This is a genomic window from Enterococcus sp. AZ149 (assembly GCF_051714285.1).
Taxonomy (GTDB): domain Bacteria; phylum Bacillota; class Bacilli; order Lactobacillales; family Enterococcaceae; genus Enterococcus_D; species Enterococcus_D entomosocium.
On record NZ_JBIORO010000001.1, the window covers coordinates 2,551,115 to 2,569,486 of the forward strand.

General features: G+C 45.7%; 16 protein-coding genes. 2 read left to right on the forward strand and 14 right to left on the reverse strand.

The window, feature by feature from the left end; all coding sequences use genetic code 11:
- Positions 1-10: 10 nt before the first annotated feature.
- Positions 11-1,261, reverse strand: a complete 1,251-nt coding sequence (locus tag IGI94_RS11775) for an MFS transporter (protein ID WP_005225368.1) — start codon at positions 1,259-1,261, stop codon at positions 11-13.
- A gap of 151 nt (positions 1,262-1,412) precedes the next feature.
- Positions 1,413-2,627, reverse strand: a complete 1,215-nt coding sequence (locus tag IGI94_RS11780) for a pyridoxal-phosphate-dependent aminotransferase family protein (RefSeq protein WP_005234468.1) — start codon at positions 2,625-2,627, stop codon at positions 1,413-1,415.
- A 130-nt stretch (positions 2,628-2,757) separates the two neighbouring features.
- Here IGI94_RS11780 and IGI94_RS11785 point away from each other — a divergent pair, with 130 nt between their 5' ends.
- The gene (locus IGI94_RS11785) at positions 2,758-4,389 is read left to right on the forward strand and encodes a PucR family transcriptional regulator (RefSeq protein ID WP_016613699.1); all 1,632 of its coding nucleotides are present in this window, start codon (positions 2,758-2,760) and stop codon (positions 4,387-4,389) included.
- Positions 4,390-4,419: 30 nt separating this feature from the next.
- Here IGI94_RS11785 and arcC read toward each other — a convergent pair whose 3' ends face one another.
- The 7 genes from arcC to allC are packed head-to-tail and all read right to left on the reverse strand — an operon-like array spanning position 4,420 to position 12,387.
- Positions 4,420-5,355 (reverse strand): carbamate kinase, encoded by a 936-nt coding sequence (gene arcC / locus IGI94_RS11790; protein ID WP_008379225.1) that lies wholly within the window; start codon positions 5,353-5,355, stop codon positions 4,420-4,422.
- A complete protein-coding gene (locus IGI94_RS11795; protein ID WP_034872369.1) occupies positions 5,328-6,191 on the reverse strand; it encodes a DUF2877 domain-containing protein in 864 nt (287 codons plus the stop codon). Before IGI94_RS11795 ends, arcC begins: the two co-directional genes overlap by 28 nt.
- 37 nt (positions 6,192-6,228) lie before the next feature.
- Positions 6,229-7,491, reverse strand: a complete 1,263-nt coding sequence (locus tag IGI94_RS11800; protein ID WP_005234461.1) for a DUF1116 domain-containing protein — start codon at positions 7,489-7,491, stop codon at positions 6,229-6,231.
- Between the two features lie 12 nt (positions 7,492-7,503).
- Complete coding sequence (fdrA, locus tag IGI94_RS11805) at positions 7,504-9,258, reverse strand: acyl-CoA synthetase FdrA (protein WP_438899809.1); 1,755 nt, start codon at positions 9,256-9,258, stop codon at positions 7,504-7,506.
- 8 nt (positions 9,259-9,266) lie between these two features.
- The gene (allD, locus tag IGI94_RS11810) at positions 9,267-10,343 is read right to left on the reverse strand and encodes an ureidoglycolate dehydrogenase (RefSeq protein ID WP_005234452.1); all 1,077 of its coding nucleotides are present in this window, start codon (positions 10,341-10,343) and stop codon (positions 9,267-9,269) included.
- Between the two features lie 13 nt (positions 10,344-10,356).
- Positions 10,357-11,142: a (S)-ureidoglycine aminohydrolase gene (gene allE, locus IGI94_RS11815; protein WP_438899810.1), complete on the reverse strand. Its 786-nt coding sequence runs from the start codon at positions 11,140-11,142 to the stop codon at positions 10,357-10,359.
- Between the two features lie 15 nt (positions 11,143-11,157).
- The gene (gene allC, locus IGI94_RS11820; protein ID WP_438899811.1) at positions 11,158-12,387 is read right to left on the reverse strand and encodes an allantoate deiminase; all 1,230 of its coding nucleotides are present in this window, start codon (positions 12,385-12,387) and stop codon (positions 11,158-11,160) included.
- Between the two features lie 169 nt (positions 12,388-12,556).
- Here allC and IGI94_RS11825 point away from each other — a divergent pair, with 169 nt between their 5' ends.
- Entirely contained in the window at positions 12,557-13,429 is an 873-nt protein-coding gene (locus tag IGI94_RS11825; RefSeq protein ID WP_422705762.1) for an alpha/beta hydrolase, read from the forward strand.
- An 86-nt stretch (positions 13,430-13,515) separates the two neighbouring features.
- Here IGI94_RS11825 and tkt read toward each other — a convergent pair whose 3' ends face one another.
- The 5 genes from tkt to IGI94_RS11850 all read right to left on the reverse strand — a co-directional run bounded on the left by tkt (position 13,516) and on the right by IGI94_RS11850 (position 18,371).
- A complete protein-coding gene (gene tkt, locus IGI94_RS11830; RefSeq protein ID WP_438899812.1) occupies positions 13,516-15,519 on the reverse strand; it encodes a transketolase in 2,004 nt (667 codons plus the stop codon).
- A gap of 165 nt (positions 15,520-15,684) precedes the next feature.
- Positions 15,685-16,377: a D-allulose 6-phosphate 3-epimerase gene (alsE, locus tag IGI94_RS11835; protein ID WP_086294769.1), complete on the reverse strand. Its 693-nt coding sequence runs from the start codon at positions 16,375-16,377 to the stop codon at positions 15,685-15,687.
- A gap of 71 nt (positions 16,378-16,448) precedes the next feature.
- Complete coding sequence (locus tag IGI94_RS11840) at positions 16,449-17,549, reverse strand: PTS fructose transporter subunit IIC (protein ID WP_087665010.1); 1,101 nt, start codon at positions 17,547-17,549, stop codon at positions 16,449-16,451.
- Between the two features lie 24 nt (positions 17,550-17,573).
- Positions 17,574-17,894, reverse strand: coding sequence for a PTS fructose transporter subunit IIB (locus IGI94_RS11845; RefSeq protein WP_008380953.1), 321 nt, complete (start codon positions 17,892-17,894; stop codon positions 17,574-17,576).
- A 24-nt stretch (positions 17,895-17,918) separates the two neighbouring features.
- The gene (locus IGI94_RS11850; RefSeq protein ID WP_016612612.1) at positions 17,919-18,371 is read right to left on the reverse strand and encodes a PTS sugar transporter subunit IIA; all 453 of its coding nucleotides are present in this window, start codon (positions 18,369-18,371) and stop codon (positions 17,919-17,921) included.
- Position 18,372 lies beyond the last annotated feature (1 nt).

Here is an 18,372-nt window from a genome sequence, read left to right on the forward strand (position 1 = left end):
CCTCACTTTTCTACTTTGCTGTTTTCTTAGAGTTTACAGTCAAGAATAAGAATGTACCACCGATCAACAAAATAATTGCGATATAAAAGCCCATTACTTTTGACCCTGTTGCATCCGAGATCGATCCGGTCAATGTTGGTGCGATAACGGAAGACATCATGCCGAAAAAGTTGAAGACCCCTAATGTCGTACCGACCCCAACTTTTGGTGCATTTTCCCCTAACCAAGAAATGATGATTGGTTCAACCGCTAGTTTTCCAAGGAACCCGTACAAGATCAACGCGATCATTAAGAAAGTCGAATTTGTTGCTTGCACCGTTACTAATAACATCAACGCCGCTAATACTTCTAAAATAACGATAAAGGTAACTTTTTTATGCATGTATTTGTCTGCCAAGCGGCTAAAGAACAAGGCCCCAGGAATCGAAGCAAATGCCACCAATGAAGAAGAGAAGCCGATTGCGACTCCTTGGAAGCCTCGTTCTGTTCCTAAGAAGTTTGGTAGCCAAGTAACCGTCATATAGTAGGCATAACACGTCGCAAAATATAACACATACGTAAAGAGCATCCGCAGGGAGAACAAGGTCGAAAGGGAAACTTTTTCTTTCGGCTGATCCGTTGTTTCTTCTTCAGCTGCTGCTTGACTCTCCAAGAAAGCTACGTCTTCTTTGTTGCTGCGGATAACCAATGCGAAAGCGATCGTCATACAAACGATCAAGAAAGCGGATAAATACATCATTGTTTGCCAAGGCATATTCATCTGAATAACGATAAAGCTTGATAAGATCATCCCAAACCCTGAACCAACGGCAGAACCACTATTGACGATCGCTGTTGAGAAGCTCTTCTTTTCTTTCGGAATGTTCTGTGAGGTCAAAGAATACGCGGAACCATAAAATGATCCACAGCCGATCCCTGCTAAAAAGCTACCGGTATAGATCATGGAGATTGAAGAGGCTTGTGAAATCAGTAAAGCTGCCAGTGCAAATACCACAAATCCTGGGAGCAGAACTGTTTTCTTCCCAATCTTATCCACTAAAAAGCCGGCAGGGATCTGCATGATCACATAGCCGAAAAAGTAAAAGCTGGCGATCGATCCTAATGCTGTATCAGAAATATTGCCGCCAAGTGACTCATTGATTTGCGGATAGACCGGTGATAACGCAGCGCGATAAATCCAGATAGTGACCCAGCCTGAACACATTAAGATAATAATTTGTTTCCAGTAGGCAAGCCCACCACGTTCTTTATTGATTTCCATTTTTTCCCCTCCATCAGTTACACAAGTAAAGTTTGTGAAGCACGCCAACGAAAGCGCTTTAAGATAGTCTTAGTGTACGTTTTTTTGCCGACTATTGCATTTGTCATTTTTCACAAAGCGCTTTCAGTCGTTGTGCATTTGTGCTAAAATTTTAAGTCGTTTTTTGGTAGTAATTTAACGCAGCGATGAGCGCTTTGCCGGCAGAAATTGGTGCTTGCTGGTACAATAGTGCCCCTTCTAACGCGGCTAGGACATGTAAAATATTTTCTTTGCGGCTGCTGTAGCCCATATTTCCAATCCGCCAGATTTTTCCTTTTAGATCACCAAATGAACTAGCGATCTCTACACCAAAGGAGTGAAGCATCTCTTCTCGGACAGCTTCGCCATCAACACCTTCTGGAATAAAGATGGGGGTAACTGTCGGCATTTTGGTTGCTTTTTCGCCATAAATCGAAAGCCCCATTGCCTCCAGTCCAGCGACCAACGCCCCTTCATTCGTCAAATGACGTTGATAGGCTGCATCGAGGCCTTCGTTTAGCAACATCCGTAATCCTTCATGAAGCGCATAGATCATACTCGTCGCTTCTGTGTGATGGTTGATTCGCTCTTTGTTCCAGTAGCGTTGCAATTGACTCAAATCCAAGTAATTACTCATAATGTGCCGCTTGTTTCGATCCGTTTTGCTCAAGCCTAATTCTTTTTGGTAACGGGCATTAAGGACGGCTTCGACGCGATCGTTGTAGGTCACTAATGAAAGACCAGACGGCACACTTAAACACTTCTGTGTACCGGCAATTGCCAAATCGACACACCAATCATCGACTGACAGGGCCACGCCACCATAAGTCGCCACCATGTCAACGACAAAGAAAATATCTTTTGCGCGACAATACTGCCCGATTTCTGCTAACGGCTGCATTTGCCCATTGGCAGTTTCCCCGTGGACCATCGCCACGATCTTGGGTTGAAATGCGTCGATTTCTTTGATGACCTCTGCGGGTGCAAAAGGAGCCGTCCATTCTTTTTCTACATATTTGACTTGCGCTTGGGCACGTTCACAGATTTCTCCAAGTAAGAAAGCAAAGCGCCCATAGGCGGGGATCAAGACTTTGTCCCCTGGTTCGATCAAAGCGATCAGCGCCGCTTCTAAACCAGCTCGGGAAGTCCCATCAATGGCAAATGCCTCTTTGTTTTTGGTTCCAAACGGTTGTTTGATCATTTCTTTGACCTCATCCATGATCGCCAAAAAATTCGGATCAAACTGTCCCAAAATACGATTGGTCATTGCTTGAAGAACAGCTGGATGGGCTTCTACAGGCCCAGGTGTCATGATCGTACGTTGTGCGATCGTTAACTCTTTATACATCTTTTCCCCTCATTTCTCTTTTTGATTTCACTGCCCAACGCCTTGTCAACGTTTCCAAGTTTGTTGTACAATAAAGCTAAAAAAGGACATGTTTTTGTTTGTTTTGTTCAATTCTAAAAGGAGTTTCTCTATGAAGTTAGTTGCTGAATTGCTTGCTACACCACGCTTTTCCAATTTGCGTTTGTTGACAGATCCCATTACCGCGGAAATTCCCGTCGACAGTATCGAAATCACTGAGACCCCCGATATCGCCCACTATATTCCTGAGCATACCTTTATCTTAAGCACGGCGATGGTTTATAAAGATAATCAAGGAGCACTGCTTGAACTGATCGATTCCCTCGTAGCCAAAAATGCCGCTGGATTAGGCATCAAGATCGGTCGTTTTTTGGATGTCATCGATCCTGAAGTCATCGCTTACGCCGATAGTTTAGGTTTCCCCATCGTAGAAGTACCTGCCACGATGCCGCTGGGCCGTTTGATGCACCAGCTTTTGAATTTACTATGGAACACCAAAACCGAGCAGCTGAGTTATGCCTTAGATATCCAAAAACGGTTCTCTGCTTCCTTGATGAAGGATGTCAGCATCGCTCGCTTTATCGCTGATTTTGGCCAAATGGTCAATACACCGATCATTTTGTTGAATCCTTTTAAACAAGTGATTGCCCACTCCAAGCATTTCACCCGCATGTCAAAACCCGCGGAGTACTACATCCATCAATTAGGACAAACGAAAGGGGTTTTTACTGGTGAAAAAAGTGGGGCGATCCCTATCAAAGATCTCCATGAAAAAACGTCACAAATTTCTTATTATGCCATTGAAACCTCCACTTATTTCCCGCATTATTTAGTCATTTTGAATCCTGAGGCGATTCCTTATCCTGTCTCGGATTTTGCGCTGGAACAAGCAGCATTGGTCTTGTCGTTTATGCTCTACAAAAACCAAAAAGTGCAAGAATCTTTTGAAGATTTAAAAAGTGACTTTTTAACACGGATGATCGAATACCAGCAATCTTCCAAACAGGAACAAAAAGATTGGTTAGATCTCGGAAAGACTTACGGGTTGGTCAAAGCCCGCCATTATCGTGTCATCTATGGTGCCTGTGAACCAACCAAAGAAACCAAAGACAAAGACAAATACCTAAAAGAAGAAAGTGACTTGGTCTATCAGTGGTTTAGTGAACAACTGCCTTATCGCATCAAAGATGTTTGTCTCTTTCGCTTAAAGGGCAGCAATCACTTTGCGATTTTCGTGCAGCATAAGTGTGATGCCTTAGAAGACCATTTGATTGAGACCGCCAATGCTTTGACCAATCGGTTGCCTTTTCGAATGGCCTTTGGTGTAGGGAGTGTCTGTGAAAGCATCAATGATTTAGCCAGCTCCTACATTGAAGCAAAGACTGCTTATGAAGAACGAAGAGGCCAACATGATTCTCCCATCGTCTCTTTCTACCATCAACGGGGAATGCGGAGTCTATTTGAAAAAATGAGCCCTGAAGATATCCATTATTTCTGCCGCACGATCCTCAAAGAATTGGCGTTTCCGCAAGAAGATGCCACCATCGAATTGCGCAAAACCTTACGGGCTTACTTGGATTATCAATGTGAGATCACCCGCACCGCCAAAGCCTTGTTCGTTCATCGCAATACGATCAAATACCGCATCGAACAGTGCCAAAAGCTACTAGGAAAAAACGTGCATGATCCTAGCATTAGCCTGGATCTGCGCTTAGCCCTTGAGCTGTCCGAAGAAGGCGACTAATAGGCGAATCAAGCAGTTGGATCGCTGGTGTTACCCAGCGATCCTTGTGCCTGCTTCACCTAACAATGCTAAGTCTGCTTCTTCCAATGAGCAGATGATTGCCGTCTTTCCTTGCTTGGCAAACGCAATCGCTGCTTCCATTTTCGGCCCCATACTGCCTTCTGCAAAATGCCCCGCATCAAAATATGCTTGCGCTTCACTTACGGATAACCCCGTTAATTTTTCTTGCTCCGGTGTTCCGTAATTGATATAAACGTTGCTGACGTCGGTCAGCATCATAAATACATCGGCATCCACTTGTTCTGCCAATTTTTTCCCAGTTCGGTCTTTATCGATGACTGCTTCGATCCCTTTCAAGCCTTCCGCTTGTTTTACGACTGGAATCCCACCGCCGCCACCAGCGATCACGATGGTATTTTGATTCAATAAATGAACCATTGATTCCACGCCGTGGATCGTCACAGGTTGTGGGGATGGCACGACGCGACGGTACCCACGTCCAGCATCTTCTTCCATCACCCAATGTTTTTCCTCAGCCATTGTTTTTGCTTCTTCTTCTGAGTAGAACAAGCCGATCGGCTTCGTTGGCTTTTCAAACGCGGGATCATCCGCTGCCACTTCCACTTGAGTCAATAAGGTCACGACATTGCTGGTCAGTTCTTCTTGATCGATTTTATTTTTGATGCTTTGCTCCATCAAATAACCGATAAAGCCTTGTGACTCTGCATTGCAGACATCCAGTGGAAAAGGCGGCACGACTTCTTTGGCTTCTTCATTTTGTCGTAAAATATTGCCGACTTGCGGCCCATTGCCATGCGTCACAACGATTTGATGGTCAAGTTTCTCGATTTTAGCGATCTGTTCTGCACTTAACTGGATATTTGCAAGCTGTGTCTCTACGGTCGCTGGTTGATTCGGTTTTAAAATTGCATTGCCCCCTAGAGCGATGACCACTCGTTTTGCCATATGAATTCCTCATTTCTATTGTTTTGAAATTGATTGATACTGCGAGCAAACCCTGCCAAAAAGTCAGCCCCCGAGGTATGACCGATCGCTAGTATCTCTTTGATTACTTGGTAAAAAGCCGCTGAATCGGTACACCTGGTCAAGGATAACGCCGATTGATTGAATGCGCCTGTCAACGCATGCAGAAGATAATGTTTACTGACGTCAGTCGTCAAATCATTGACTGTCAACAGCCTTCTTTGTAGATAAGCCACCAAGCGGGTATCTTCTTGCCCCATCACTCGGCGAGCCAGTAAATGACCAACTAGCATATCATCGCCTGTGGGGGTCAATCCGACACCCCGTCCGACTAAATAAGCGACTGCTTGCCGTTGTTCTTTAAATGAAGGCGTGCATAGCTGATCGATTGCGTCATAAAACGGATGATTGCTGCTGATGGTTTGTGAAACAGCTTCTTGAATCCCCGTCTTTTCCGTGACATGTTGGAGGGTTGACCAAAACAGTTCTCGATCAAATGGGGCTGTGCCAGCTGGGAAGGTGGTTGTAAACATGGCTGCCTTTTGAAAAGACAGACGATGATGCGGAAAATGGATCACTCGTTGCTGAACCAAAAGAGTGGTACCAGCAAGCAAGTCGGTCGCCAACGCTGCATAATCGTCGGCAGCTAAAATCATCCCTTTGGGCACGCGAGCCGCTTGTTTAGAGACACAGATCAGCTGATCCTGACGAGGATCTTGCAGATTGAAACTATGCTGAAACACACTGTGAACGAGCCAGGTGCCATTGATAAATGCGGGTTCAAATAAAGCTTGGTCGATCCATTTTGCCTGTATCATCGCTAGGTTGCTCCTTTTCACGTTTTCAGACCCTGAGTTATTCTTCAAATCCTAATTTTTTTGCATAAGCCAAGACAGCTTTTTCAAAGCAATCCATTGGTGGTGTCACTGTCCCGGCCCCAATTTGTCCCCGTCCAGCTTGTTTGTTGGCGATCCCTGTATTGATCACCGGTAAGATCCCTGTTTCCACGACTTTCCGAGCATCGATCCCTAAACAGATCCCTTTGAAGTCCCATGTAGGAACGGGAAAATTCGGATTGGTATCAATGGAGATCTCTAACATCTCATTGCTGGTTTTCAACGCATCGTGAAATCCGCCGGAACCAACGAAGCGTGTCACAGCTGGGGCAGCAATCATCGCCATTCCCCCAACACCAAAGGTTTCCGTAATGGCACTGTCGCCCATATCTGGAGAGGCATCTTCTTCACTGAATCCTGAGAAATACAACCCTTTTGGTGTATTGACAGGACCGGTAAACCACTCGTCCCCCATACCAGAAATACGGATACCGAATTCATGCCCGTTGCGACACATTGCTGTCACAACCGTTCCTTCTTCAATCGTCCGGGCGCCATCAAGCACCGCTTTTGAAGAAGCCATCATGATATTCAAGAAAAACTGATCCGTGTCTGCTAGAAACTGAATGACTTCTGGTTTTTCTTTTTCAAATCCTTCAAGGGTAACGATCGCTGGTGCTACTTCTTTTAAGAACGCCAACGAAGCAGCGATATTCCGTTGATGGAACTCATCCCCCATGGCGATTGCTTTTGCGACTAAGACATTGATGTTCAAGCCATCGGGTTTTGTTTGTAGTGCAGCACTTAAAACTGGTGCTAACGTATTTTTCATCCAATGCAAGCGATCAATGACTTCTTGAGAATAGGCGCCAAAACGTAAAACTGCCCCAATCCCTTCGTTCATCGTACAGTACGCTCGGTTGCCGTCTGTTTTGTTTTCCACCACGAGAACCGGCATATTGGCAGAGGTGATGCCCCCCATTGGGCCAACCGCTTGCACGTGGTGACAAGGAATCAGTTGAACTTCCCCAGATGCTAATAAATGACGTACCTCTTCTTCCGTTTCGCCCCAGCCTTCAAAAAGTCCCGCTCCAACACAAGCGCCTTGAATCGGATCGATCATCTGGTCGTAGCGGATCGGTGGTCCTGCGTGCAATAGGACTTTTCCTTCACCTAATTCTGGAATGACACTGACTGCTGGAACGACATCCAACAAAAAAGGCGAACCGGCAACGATCTTGGCAATAACGGCTTGGTTTGCTTCTTCAATAGTTTCGTACACGATAACTTCCTCCTACTCTGATAGTGACACTTGTGCTAAGAAACGTAAGGCTTTTTGTAACGTTACGTTCCCACCAGCAATTGGCTGCCAGTCATATTGAACGACTTGACCGTGATGCGTCTGGATCGCTTCTGCAAAGCTACGCAACCCTACATTGATGAACGCGTCATTCGACAACAATTCGCGGCTCTTTTCAGATGGCTCTGGCAACCCATCGGCAGTTGTCACTGCTTTTGGCAACAGCTTACGACTAATTGGGGAAAAGGGATGGCCGAGCATTGCTAAAGCTTTTTTGACTGCTTGGGCATTGCTTTGACACAAAATCACGCCAGCTGCGGTTAAAATCTCTGCTTGCTCGTTGCTATCTTGGGGGTCTAAATCAGTTCCAACGATCGTAGCGATCACCGCTAACTCCCGACCAGCTGCTTGTGCTTCTTCCTTCAATGATTTGATGGTCGGTGCCAATTCACTCGCCATATCTTGATGAGAGCCGTACCCTAAAACGATATCTAACAAAATCACTGCCGTTTCAAGATCTTCCCCCGCTTGTTTCAACAGTTCGATCCGCTTTGTTGGGTCGATCATCGGATGGGGCTTGCCTTGAGTATAAATGTCATCACCTAAATCGATGATCTCATGGCCAGCTGCTTTTAAGATGTACCCTTCCTGATAGGTATCTTCTTGTTCCAGATTTAATCCTGCTTTAACAAGCATCGCTGCTTCGTACGCCAATGTTCCGCCAGAATAGTAAGCTTTGATTTTTTGTTGTTCAGGTCCGAAAGTGGCAGCTGCTGTTTCCTCTTTCACTGGCTCTAGTCCAATCTGTTCTTGACGTAGCAGCTGCACGGCTAATTGAGCCGCTTCTTCCAGCGTGTAGGCTCGGTAAAGATTTTCTTCGTGGTCCGTTGGCTCTTCCCCAAGAAAAATCGTGACTGCAGGTTTTGTTCCTCTTCTTAAAAGTGCCAACACTTCATCTCGGACACGTGGTGCAGGTGGTTTGGAGATCACCACGATCACCTCCGTATCAGGATCGTGTTCCAAGGCAAGAATGCTATCTTTCATGGTGATCCCACCGACGGCTTCTTTGAGATCTCGTCCACCGGTTCCGATGGCTTGTGTCACACCGGCACCTAATTTATGAATAATAGTGGTGACTTCTTGGATGCCAGTACCCGAAGCGCCGACAACACCGATTTTCCCTTTACGGACGGCATTGGTGAAGGCTACTGGCATCCCATTGAGAATCCCTGTGCCACAATCTGGTCCCATTAAAAGAAGTCCTTTTTCATGCGCCAGTTTCTTTAGCCGAACTTCCTCTTCCAATGAAACGTTATCACTGAAACAAAATACATGTTTGCCCGCTGCTAATGCGGTTTCAATTTCTGGTGCTGCCATAGTACCGGGAATCGATAAGACAGCGACCTTCGCATCTTTTCCAAGATCTAAGGCTTTTTCCCAAGTTTTGACGCTTTGGGTTTCCTCTCCTGCGCTATTGCTTTGGTCCGATAAGAAGGCATCGATTTCTGACAGGACTGTTTCGATGATTTCTTCCTCTTCGATGTCTAAAACGAGCACCATATCGTTGGATGTCGCATTGCTCATCTCCTCGGTATAAAGACCACCCGTCTTGAAAATGTCCTTATTGGCAGGTGTGCCCATCATGACCGAAGCGTTGTTGATCCCTTCGATCGTCAGTAGACGATTGGTCAAAAGCATTAAAACAATGGAATCTTGGTAATTGTTTTTTTGAATAATAGTGTGTAACATGGGTCTCCTCACTCTCCTGTTCCTGTCTGTGCAAAGGCATCTGACCCAGAATACTGGTCAAAATGAACCGTGTCGCTAATGAGATAGCGATAAATGTTCTTCTCGATGGGAATGCCTTCTGCCATATATTTTTCATAGGTTAGTTGATTGATCTCGCCTGGATAATAGACTTGCTGGAACTGTTCAGCAGCCGGTATGTCATGCAGTTCGGCAACCATCGTCTCCACCGACTCTTTAAATGTGTCTAAATCTGTAAAGCGTTGCGGATCGATCAGCAAAATAAATTGCCCTAAGTCGCGACCTTTCGTCAGATCGTTGTACATAGAGGAAACATGCTTGCCAAAAGGCAGCCCAAGGAGCATTCCTGATAAGATATCCACCATCATCATCAACCCAAAGCCTTTTGGCCCTGAGATCGGCAGTAAGCCGTGGACATGATGTGGATTCGTCGTTGGCTTGCCATGAGCATCCACGGCCCATGTCGCAGGAATCTCTTTATTTTTGGAGCGAGCGTCTAATATTTTGCCCCACGCTTGGACCGTCGTTGCCATGTCAAAGACCACCGGTGCCCCCTGTTTTCTTGGTGCGGCAAATGCGATTGGATTGGTACCAAAATAATTTTCTTTGCCGCCAAAAGGAACCACCATTGAATCTGATTGGCACATAGATAATGCAATCAAGTCAGCTTCTGCAGCTTTTTTGACATAATAGGATAGCGCCCCACTATGACTCGTTTTCCGTACACCAACCGCCGCGATCCCAGAACGTTTGGCCATCTCAATGGCATGCTTTGTCGCTTCTAATACAACGACCTGCCCTGCGCCATTTTGACCGTGAACGATCCCGCTGCTAGGCCCAGTCTCTTCAAACGTGATCTGTGGAGTGCGATTCATTCCACCTTTAGCGATCCGCTCTGCGTAATAGTCTACCCGTACAGCCCCATGAGAGTGGATCCCGCTGGCATCGGCAAAGACCAAATGCTCTGCAACGATGGCTGCGTGCGCTTCAGACAAACCAGCAGCCGCTAATTTTTTTTGGATCAATTGCTGTAACTCTTGTGACTGTACAATAACCGTCTCTTCCATTTTCTAAACTCCTTTAAATTTCCGGATCGCGGTTGCAATCTTTGGAATAAATATAGGTCAATGGTTCATCACGACCGACACCATAGGCTGCTTGCTGTACATAGGCACTCATGAAAATATAGTCGCCTTTTTCCACTGGGAACCACTCATTGTCTAAGTTATACATCCCTTTACCTGACAGTAAGTACGCCCCGTGTTCTTGATAGTGGGTCTCAATGTAGCCATGACTTGCCCCTGGTTCAAAGGAAAGGATATGGATATTCATGTCAAAACCCAACTCTTTCGGTAAGAAATCCCAAAGCAGGACGTCTTCCATCCCTTCGTATTGGATCGGTATCAACTCTGAAAGATTCCCCACTACTTTGTAGGCTTGGTGATTTTCTAACGGTTGGTAACGCTTCTTATATAAGAACACTTCTGTCGTTTCTTCTTGGAGATTTTTCATATACAGTTTTTCTCCAGCCGGCAGATAGATATAGCCTCCGTCCGTCAATGTATGGGTTTCTTTACCATCACTCACTTCCAGTTTGCCCGAGATGACATACAAGAAACTCTCGATCTCTGGTCCGCCGAAGCCCAATTGGTTGGCGCCATCTTTTTTGAATGAAATGATGTAATCGACAAAAGACGCCCCTAATTTTGGTGTGCCGAGTATCGAACATTCACAGTTTTCGAATCCTGGAATGACATTATTCACTAACCCGTCATGCGGCAAGATCGCAAAATTATTTTTTCTAATGACTGCACGTGATTGCAGCAATCCATCTAAATAGCCCGTATTATTATTTTTGTATCCCATGTGTGTCCCTGCTTTCTATTCTTTGTATGCTAGCTCGTAAAGGGAAGCTGCTAAAACTTCTACCCCAGCTGTTAAATCTTCGATAGTTGTTGCTTCGGCTGGGTTGTGGCTAATCCCATCAATACTTGGTACAAACAGCATCGCCGTTGGAAAATGTGGTGCAATGATTTGGGAATCATGACCCGCCCCACTATGCATCACTTTGTAGCGTTTGCCGGTTTGCTTCACCGCTTGTTCCACCGTGGCAACGATCGTATCGTCCATCGGCACTGGGCGTTCATCCATCCATAGGTCCATCTCCACTGTCAGGTCGTGCTCTTTGGCGATCGCTTGAATGATCTGTTCTGCTTCAGCAGTAAAGGCATCCAATAGCTGCCCATCAGTATGGCGACAATCCATCGTAAACAACACTTCACCAGGAACCACGTTGACCGTATTCGGCTTTGGATCAACTTTACCGAATGTCACAACTAATGGATCCCCAAGATCTAAGCCACGGTCGATCACTGCGGCACACATTTTGGCAAAACCATACACAGCATCTTGACGATAGCCCATCGGTGTGGTGCCTGCATGATTGGCTTGTCCTTTTAAAACAAAGGTGTAGCGCTTTTGACCAGCGATACTATTGACGACGCCGATCTGCAAGTTTTCTTTTTCTAAAACACTGCCTTGTTCGATATGGATTTCCACGAAGGCTTTGATGTCTGATCGAACCGGTTCTTGTGGGTCGCGAAAATCAAAGCCTTGGCGTTGCATCTCTGCCACGAAGCTATTGCCTTCAAAATCTGCGATCGCTTCAACATCGGCTTTTTCGGCCTCTCCGACAAAGTTTTTACTTCCCCAAAAAACGGTTGGAAAACGACTGCCTTCTTCTTCTGCCATTGAGATGACTTCCAAGGAGCGTAAAGGTTGCCCATAGGTCTCTTTTAAATACTTGATCGCTAAAGCAGCAGCAACGACCCCGTATTGACCGTCTAATGTGCCACCGTTGACGACGGTATCGATATGTGACCCTGAAAGAATCGTTTCTTCTGGATACTGGCTGCCTTCCATTCTGCCGAAGAGATTGCCGACTGCATCATAGGACGTCGTTAAGCCAGTTTTTTTTAATTGTTTTTCTACAAATGATTGCGCTTCTTTCCATGAATCGGTATAAAGCAGTCTAGTCATTCCTCCAGTTGGATCATTCCCAATCTGAGATAATGCATCGATCATTGCCGCTACTTCTTTTTTCAACTCCATTGTTCTGCCTCCTTTAATTTATACGGTTATTGTAAGCGTGTTACTGAAGGACATCATTGTTCACTTTCGACAAAACCGTTTCTATTTTTAGTCATAACGCTGTTTTTTAAACCGCTTCCTTCTCCTATACTCTTCCTTATACTATCGAAGAAGAGAAAGGAAGAAAACAATGGTTTATCCTAAAAATGCCTTTGCGCAAACAGAAAAAATCCAATTTGACACCTACGGCACTTTGCCGTTAGAAGTGACGATCCTAAAAGTAGCGCAGCCTCGGATCAGCCTTTTGTATTTTCATGGTGGTGGCTTCCTCTATGGTCAGCGAGAAGACCTTCCGCAGGATTATGTCCACCAATTGCTGGCTGCCGGTGTTAGCCTTTATCTCTTTGATTATCCACTGGCTCCCGAAGTAGCGCTGAACGACATTTACCTTCATACAAAAAAGGCAGTGGAATGGTTTTTGACAGAGGGCTGGCACTTCAGCGGCGTTGGTGCAAATGAGTACATTCTATTCGGTCGCTCCGCCGGCGGTTTTTTAGCGACCTTACAGACCGCACGCACAAAGCATCCGGAGCAAAAAGGCTTGATCCGATTTTACGGATACCAAGAGTTGTTTTATAAAGAATTTTTGCAGCCGGCACGCTTTTACACGCAATTTCCGAAAGTCCCGCCACTCGACGCCGAAGCTATGATCGAAAGCCAACCAATCACCCACGGCACGTTAGAAAAACGATTCCCTTTGTACCTTTCCGCCCGTCAATATGGCAACTGGCAGCGTTATTTAGGCAATCGGGAACAGCTGGCAGCCTTGGCGATTCCTGCTGCCGCTTACAAAGACTTTCCTCCTTGCTTTGTCGTTCATTGCAAAAAAGATCCAGACGTTCCCTTCAGCGCCTCCGAAGCTTTCGCAGCACAAGTCCCCCGTGCCAAAACACTTTGGCTCGATTTAGATCAGCATGACTTTGATCGGACACCAAACACTGTCGCTGATGACTGCTATCGACAGATGATTTCATGGCTCCTTTTAATAATAGAGAAACAATGAGCGTAAACTTATCCGCGTTTCCTTAATAAATAAAAACAGGCGATCTTCAAAGGAGTATCCCCCTTTAAAGATCGCCTGTTATTTTATTATAGTGATTTAAAAGTATTCACAACATTTTCAACACTAAAGCCGAATTCTGCTAATACTTTGTCGCCAGGTGCTGATGCACCGAAGTGATCGATCGCGATCACTTTTCCATGACAACTGGTGTAACGTTCCCAACCAAATGGGGAAGCCGCTTCAATCGCTACCCGTTTCTTCACTGCTTTTGGCAAGACACTTTCTTTGTATTCTGAACTTTGTGCTTCAAACAAATCAAAGCTTGGTAAGGAGACCACCGATACATCGATGCCTTCTTCTGCCAATTTAGCTTGTGCTTGAACCGCAAGATTCACTTCAGAACCTGTGGCGATCAAAATCCCCGCTGGTGTTTCACCGGCTTGTTTTGAAATCACATAGCCACCTTTTGCGACATTTTCATCCGCACCAGTTTGCGTGCCTTCGATCACTGGTAGGTTTTGTCGGCTTAAGACTAAGACCGTTGGTTTATCCGTTGTTGTCATAGCCAGTTTCCAAGCAGCACGGGTTTCATTGCCGTCTGCTGGACGAATCACTTGGACATTTGGCATGCAACGGACGCTAGCTAATTGCTCGATTGGCTCGTGGGTCGGTCCATCTTCCCCAACCGCCACGGAGTCATGTGTCAAGACATAGATCACAGGTGCATGCTGGATCGCAGACAAGCGCACCGCTGGACGCAAGTAATCAACGAAGACGAAGAAGGTCCCGCCATAGATTCGGGTACCGCCATGCAATTGGATGCCGTTCATGGCTGCCGCCATCGCAAATTCTCGGACACCAAACCAAATGTTGCGGCCTTCGTATTGGCCAGGTTCAAAGTCTTTTTCTGCTGCCACCATCGTGTTGTTGGAGCCAGAAAGGTCAGCCGATCCACCCCAGAGACTAGGGACGGCTTTGGATAAGGCTTGGATCATCTCTTTGCTAGAAACCCGACTAGCTTGTGAGCTGCCAACTTCGTAGCTTGGTAATGTTGCATCCCAATCTGCTGGCAATTCACCCGCAAAGGCTTGTTTGAATTGCGCCGCAAGTTCTGGGTAGGCTGCTTCATAGGCACGGAAGGTTTCGTTCCAAGCGGCTTCAGCTTTTTGCCCTTCATCGATCATGGTTTCTTTGAAGCGCGCGGCAACTTCTTCAGGTACGGTAAATTCTGGGTATTCCCAACCATAAATCGCTTTAGCTGCAGAAATGCCTTCGGCACCGATCGGCGCACCATGAACGGCAGAGGTGCCTTGATTTGGCGCACCGTATCCGATCACAGTCTTGATTTCGATCAAGGTTGGTTTGTCGCTTTCAGCTTTTGCTTCGTCGATCGCTTTTGAGATTGCTTCTAAATCATTGCCGTCTTCAACGAGAATGTGTTGCCAGCCATACGCTTCAAAACGCGCACCGACATTTTCTGTAAAGGCTTTTGAAGTCGGACCATCTAGGGAAATGTCATTTGAATCGTACAAGACGATCAGTTTATCTAATTTCATGTGACCCGCCATGGATGCAGCTTCTTGCGAAACACCTTCCATCAAATCCCCATCGCCACATAAAGCGTAGGTATAGTGATCGATGACTTGATACTTGTCGCGATTGTAGGTTGCAGCCAAGTGGGCTTCGGCCATTGCCATACCGACTGCCATAGCGATCCCTTGTCCTAAAGGTCCAGTGGTTGCTTCCACGCCGTCTGTGTGATCGACTTCTGGATGTCCTGGCGTGCGGCTATCCCATTGACGGAAGTTTTTTAGATCCTCAATGGTCACATCGTAACCAGACACATGCAACAAGCTGTACAATAACGCCGAACCGTGTCCAGCAGACAAAACAAAACGGTCACGATCCACCCACTTGCGAGAAGTCGTTGGATTGACTTTCAAGTGTTTGGTCCACAAGGCATAGGCCATGGGTGCTGCCCCCATCGGTAATCCCGGATGTCCTGAATTGGCTTTTTGTACGGCTTCGATACTTAATGTACGAAGGGTGTTCACTCCTAATTGATCGATTTTATCAAATAATTTTTTCAATTAAATTGCCTCCTTCACTTTCTTCAGCCAGCATGTTTCTATTCGCTGCCTTTTCACAATTGAAAAGAACCGGACGTCCAAAGTTTACTGGCTAATAGGCAACGAATGCTCCTCTTTTTAACAGTCCTAACTTTGGTCGTCCGATTCTTTTGCTTTCGGCTTTGCTTAGCTGCTCAAAACTTTTCCAGTCATTTCTTGATAATCTGCGACCATGATCGACCATGCTTTGGCAATGTCGTCATCTAAACCAAACAATCCACTGCGTCCGACAATATAGATGTCTGGATTGGCTTCATCGATCCGTTTGAAGGATTTCCGATTGGAGGAACCGTCCATTTCAATGACATAGTGATAGTCGTATTCTTCCCGTAATTCCCGCAGTTCAACAATTTTATCTAACGCCCCTTCAATAAAGCGTTGGCCCGCAAACCCTGGATCAACCGTCATGATCGTGACTTTATCCAAAAGATCGATATAAGGCAAAATGACCGATACTGGCGTTTCAGGATTTAAAACGATCCCGGCTTTTAATCCAGCATCATGGATTTGATCGATCAGACGAAATGCTAACCCATCCAAAACCTCAGCGTGCATGCAGATCCATTCACAGTTGATATCGATCAGCTGCTGCACCCAAAAAGCAGGTTCAGTGACCATCAAATGAGCGGACAGAGGCAACGTACTGATTTTGCGGACCTCTTGAATAAACCATGGGGATAGGGAAATATTGGGTACGTAATGACCATCCATAATATCAATATGATAGGAGTCAACTTGGTCATTCAAAAAAGTGATTTGTTCTTTAAATTTATCTAGATCCATCGTCATCAATGACGGTGAAAATTCAACTTTGTTCATAGACTTATCCTTTCTCCTCAATCAGTCTTCTACTGAGAGGAACGATTCTTCTTCCAATTGAATCGCTTTTCTTAGAAAATTTGAATATCATCTAAATCGATTTCTTCTTCTTCCACTTCTGCTTGTGCGACTACTTGTTCTTCAGTGACATTTTTCTTAATCAAAGCCAAGGTGATCCCAGTCACTACTATATTTACCAGCAAAGCTACTGCCCCAGCCCACGGACGAGTCATGGTCGGCAGCATCAGCACACCACCAAACGGTACCGTTGCATCTGCTCCTAAGACCATTGAAACAGCCCCGCCAGCAGCGCCGCCAATAGCTGTTGCGATCAGCCCTCGGACGATATCGTTCATAACGATTGGGATCACCCCTTCAACGATATTGATCACACCCATTGGTACGGCAGATTTTAACGTTTCCACTTCTACAGGCGTATAGATGTTTTTGCCGAACAGTTTTGCAATAAAGAATGCTAAACCAAAGCCGATCGGTGTTGCAGTATTGACTAATTGAAGTGCAGTGATCGGTCCATTGATCCCTTCTGCTTGCATCGTCAGAACAAAAGCAAAGACCGTTTTATTGATTGGTCCACCATAATCAACGCCGCTCAACAAGCCGATGACGGCACCAAAAACCAATAATGAAGAGGAGCCTAAGCTATTTAGTGCGTTCGTCAGTAAGTTCGTAAAGGCAGTGATCGGTGTACCGATAATATAGACCATGATCAGACCACCGATCAAAGAGGTCAAAAAGGGAATGATCAATGTCGGCATCAAGCCTTTCGCCCAATTTGGTACTTTAATAAATCGTAAAATAGCAATTACTAGATATCCAGCTAAGTAGCCGCCCAAAATTCCCCCAATAAAACCTGCACCAATGGCATTGGCTGTCAAACCAATAATAAACCCTGGCGCGATCCCCGGTTTTTCGGCAATCGCATAAGAAATTCCTGTCGCAATGACCACTGGAAGCAACCCGAGTCCTGCGCCTCCCATCGTAGCTAAAGCATCCCAAATCGTAAATTCACCTGGCACTAGTTGTCCCTGGCTGGTGCCGCCGAAAGCCATGCCAATGGCAATCAAGAATCCGGCACCGCAGACGATCGGAATCAAATAGGAGATGGCTGTCAACAAATGTCCTTTTAAATTCAATGCTTTGATTTTTTCCATAGTTTCCTTCCTCCTTCGGTTTGCTTAGACCGCCTGCTGTTGAACGACCTCTTTGGCTTTTTCCAACAATTTGCTTGGGGACTTGATGGCAACTTCGGTCGGCACTTGAATGATCCGTTTCCCTTCAAATCGTTCACGTCCTGCTACTTTGACGTCAACTGCTAAAATCACGACATCTGCAGCCGCAATCGCTTCAGGTGACAATTCATTTTCACGGCCGATCGTTCCTTGTGTTTCCACATGGATCTCGTAACCTGCCTTTTTTGCCGCATTTTCTAACTTTTCTTGCGCAATATAAGTGTGAGCGATCCCTACTGTACATGCACATACTCCGACGATTTTCATAATAATTCCTCCTTAAATTTTCTGTTATCCTTGAAATGCTTCAATCACTTGCTGCGGCTCTTTTGCTTTCAACAAGGCAGCCGTCACCTCGTCATTTCCTAATTTCCGAGCGAACAAAGAGAGCAGTTTCAAATGCTTTTGCGCCCCTTCCGTGTCATCACCGACGGCAAATAAGATAATTCCTTTCACTCCCTTGCCATCCAACGTTTCCCAAGGGATTTCTTGTTTTAAAACCCCGATTGCTACGCCGATCTCCTTCACATGAGCACTTTTTCCATGGGGAATGGCAATGTAATTGCCAATCCCTGTTTGACCGACTGCTTCCCGCTCATAGACATCTTTTAAAAATGCTGCCTGATCCGTCAAGTACTCATTGGTATATAAAAGCTGACTCAATTGCTGCAGGGCTTCTTCTTTAGAAGCTGCCTCCATGTTGGTTTTTATTATTTTTGGATCAATCACTGTTGAAATATCCATT

Coding starts and splice junctions, on each gene's coding strand:
- IGI94_RS11775 (WP_005225368.1), bottom strand. CDS start 1,261: ATGGAAATCAATAAAGAACGTGGTGGGCTTGCCTACTGGAAACAAATT.
- IGI94_RS11780 (WP_005234468.1), bottom strand. CDS start 2,627: ATGTATAAAGAGTTAACGATCGCACAACGTACGATCATGACACCTGGG.
- IGI94_RS11785 (WP_016613699.1), top strand. CDS start 2,758: ATGAAGTTAGTTGCTGAATTGCTTGCTACACCACGCTTTTCCAATTTG.
- arcC (WP_008379225.1), bottom strand. CDS start 5,355: ATGGCAAAACGAGTGGTCATCGCTCTAGGGGGCAATGCAATTTTAAAA.
- IGI94_RS11795 (WP_034872369.1), bottom strand. CDS start 6,191: ATGATACAGGCAAAATGGATCGACCAAGCTTTATTTGAACCCGCATTT.
- fdrA (WP_438899809.1), bottom strand. CDS start 9,258: ATGTTACACACTATTATTCAAAAAAACAATTACCAAGATTCCATTGTT.
- allD (WP_005234452.1), bottom strand. CDS start 10,343: ATGGAAGAGACGGTTATTGTACAGTCACAAGAGTTACAGCAATTGATC.
- allE (WP_438899810.1), bottom strand. CDS start 11,142: ATGGGATACAAAAATAATAATACGGGCTATTTAGATGGATTGCTGCAA.
- allC (WP_438899811.1), bottom strand. CDS start 12,387: ATGGAGTTGAAAAAAGAAGTAGCGGCAATGATCGATGCATTATCTCAG.
- IGI94_RS11825 (WP_422705762.1), top strand. CDS start 12,557: ATGGTTTATCCTAAAAATGCCTTTGCGCAAACAGAAAAAATCCAATTT.
- alsE (WP_086294769.1), bottom strand. CDS start 16,377: ATGAACAAAGTTGAATTTTCACCGTCATTGATGACGATGGATCTAGAT.
- IGI94_RS11840 (WP_087665010.1), bottom strand. CDS start 17,549: ATGGAAAAAATCAAAGCATTGAATTTAAAAGGACATTTGTTGACAGCC.
- IGI94_RS11845 (WP_008380953.1), bottom strand. CDS start 17,894: ATGAAAATCGTCGGAGTATGTGCATGTACAGTAGGGATCGCTCACACT.
- IGI94_RS11850 (WP_016612612.1), bottom strand. CDS start 18,371: ATGGATATTTCAACAGTGATTGATCCAAAAATAATAAAAACCAACATG.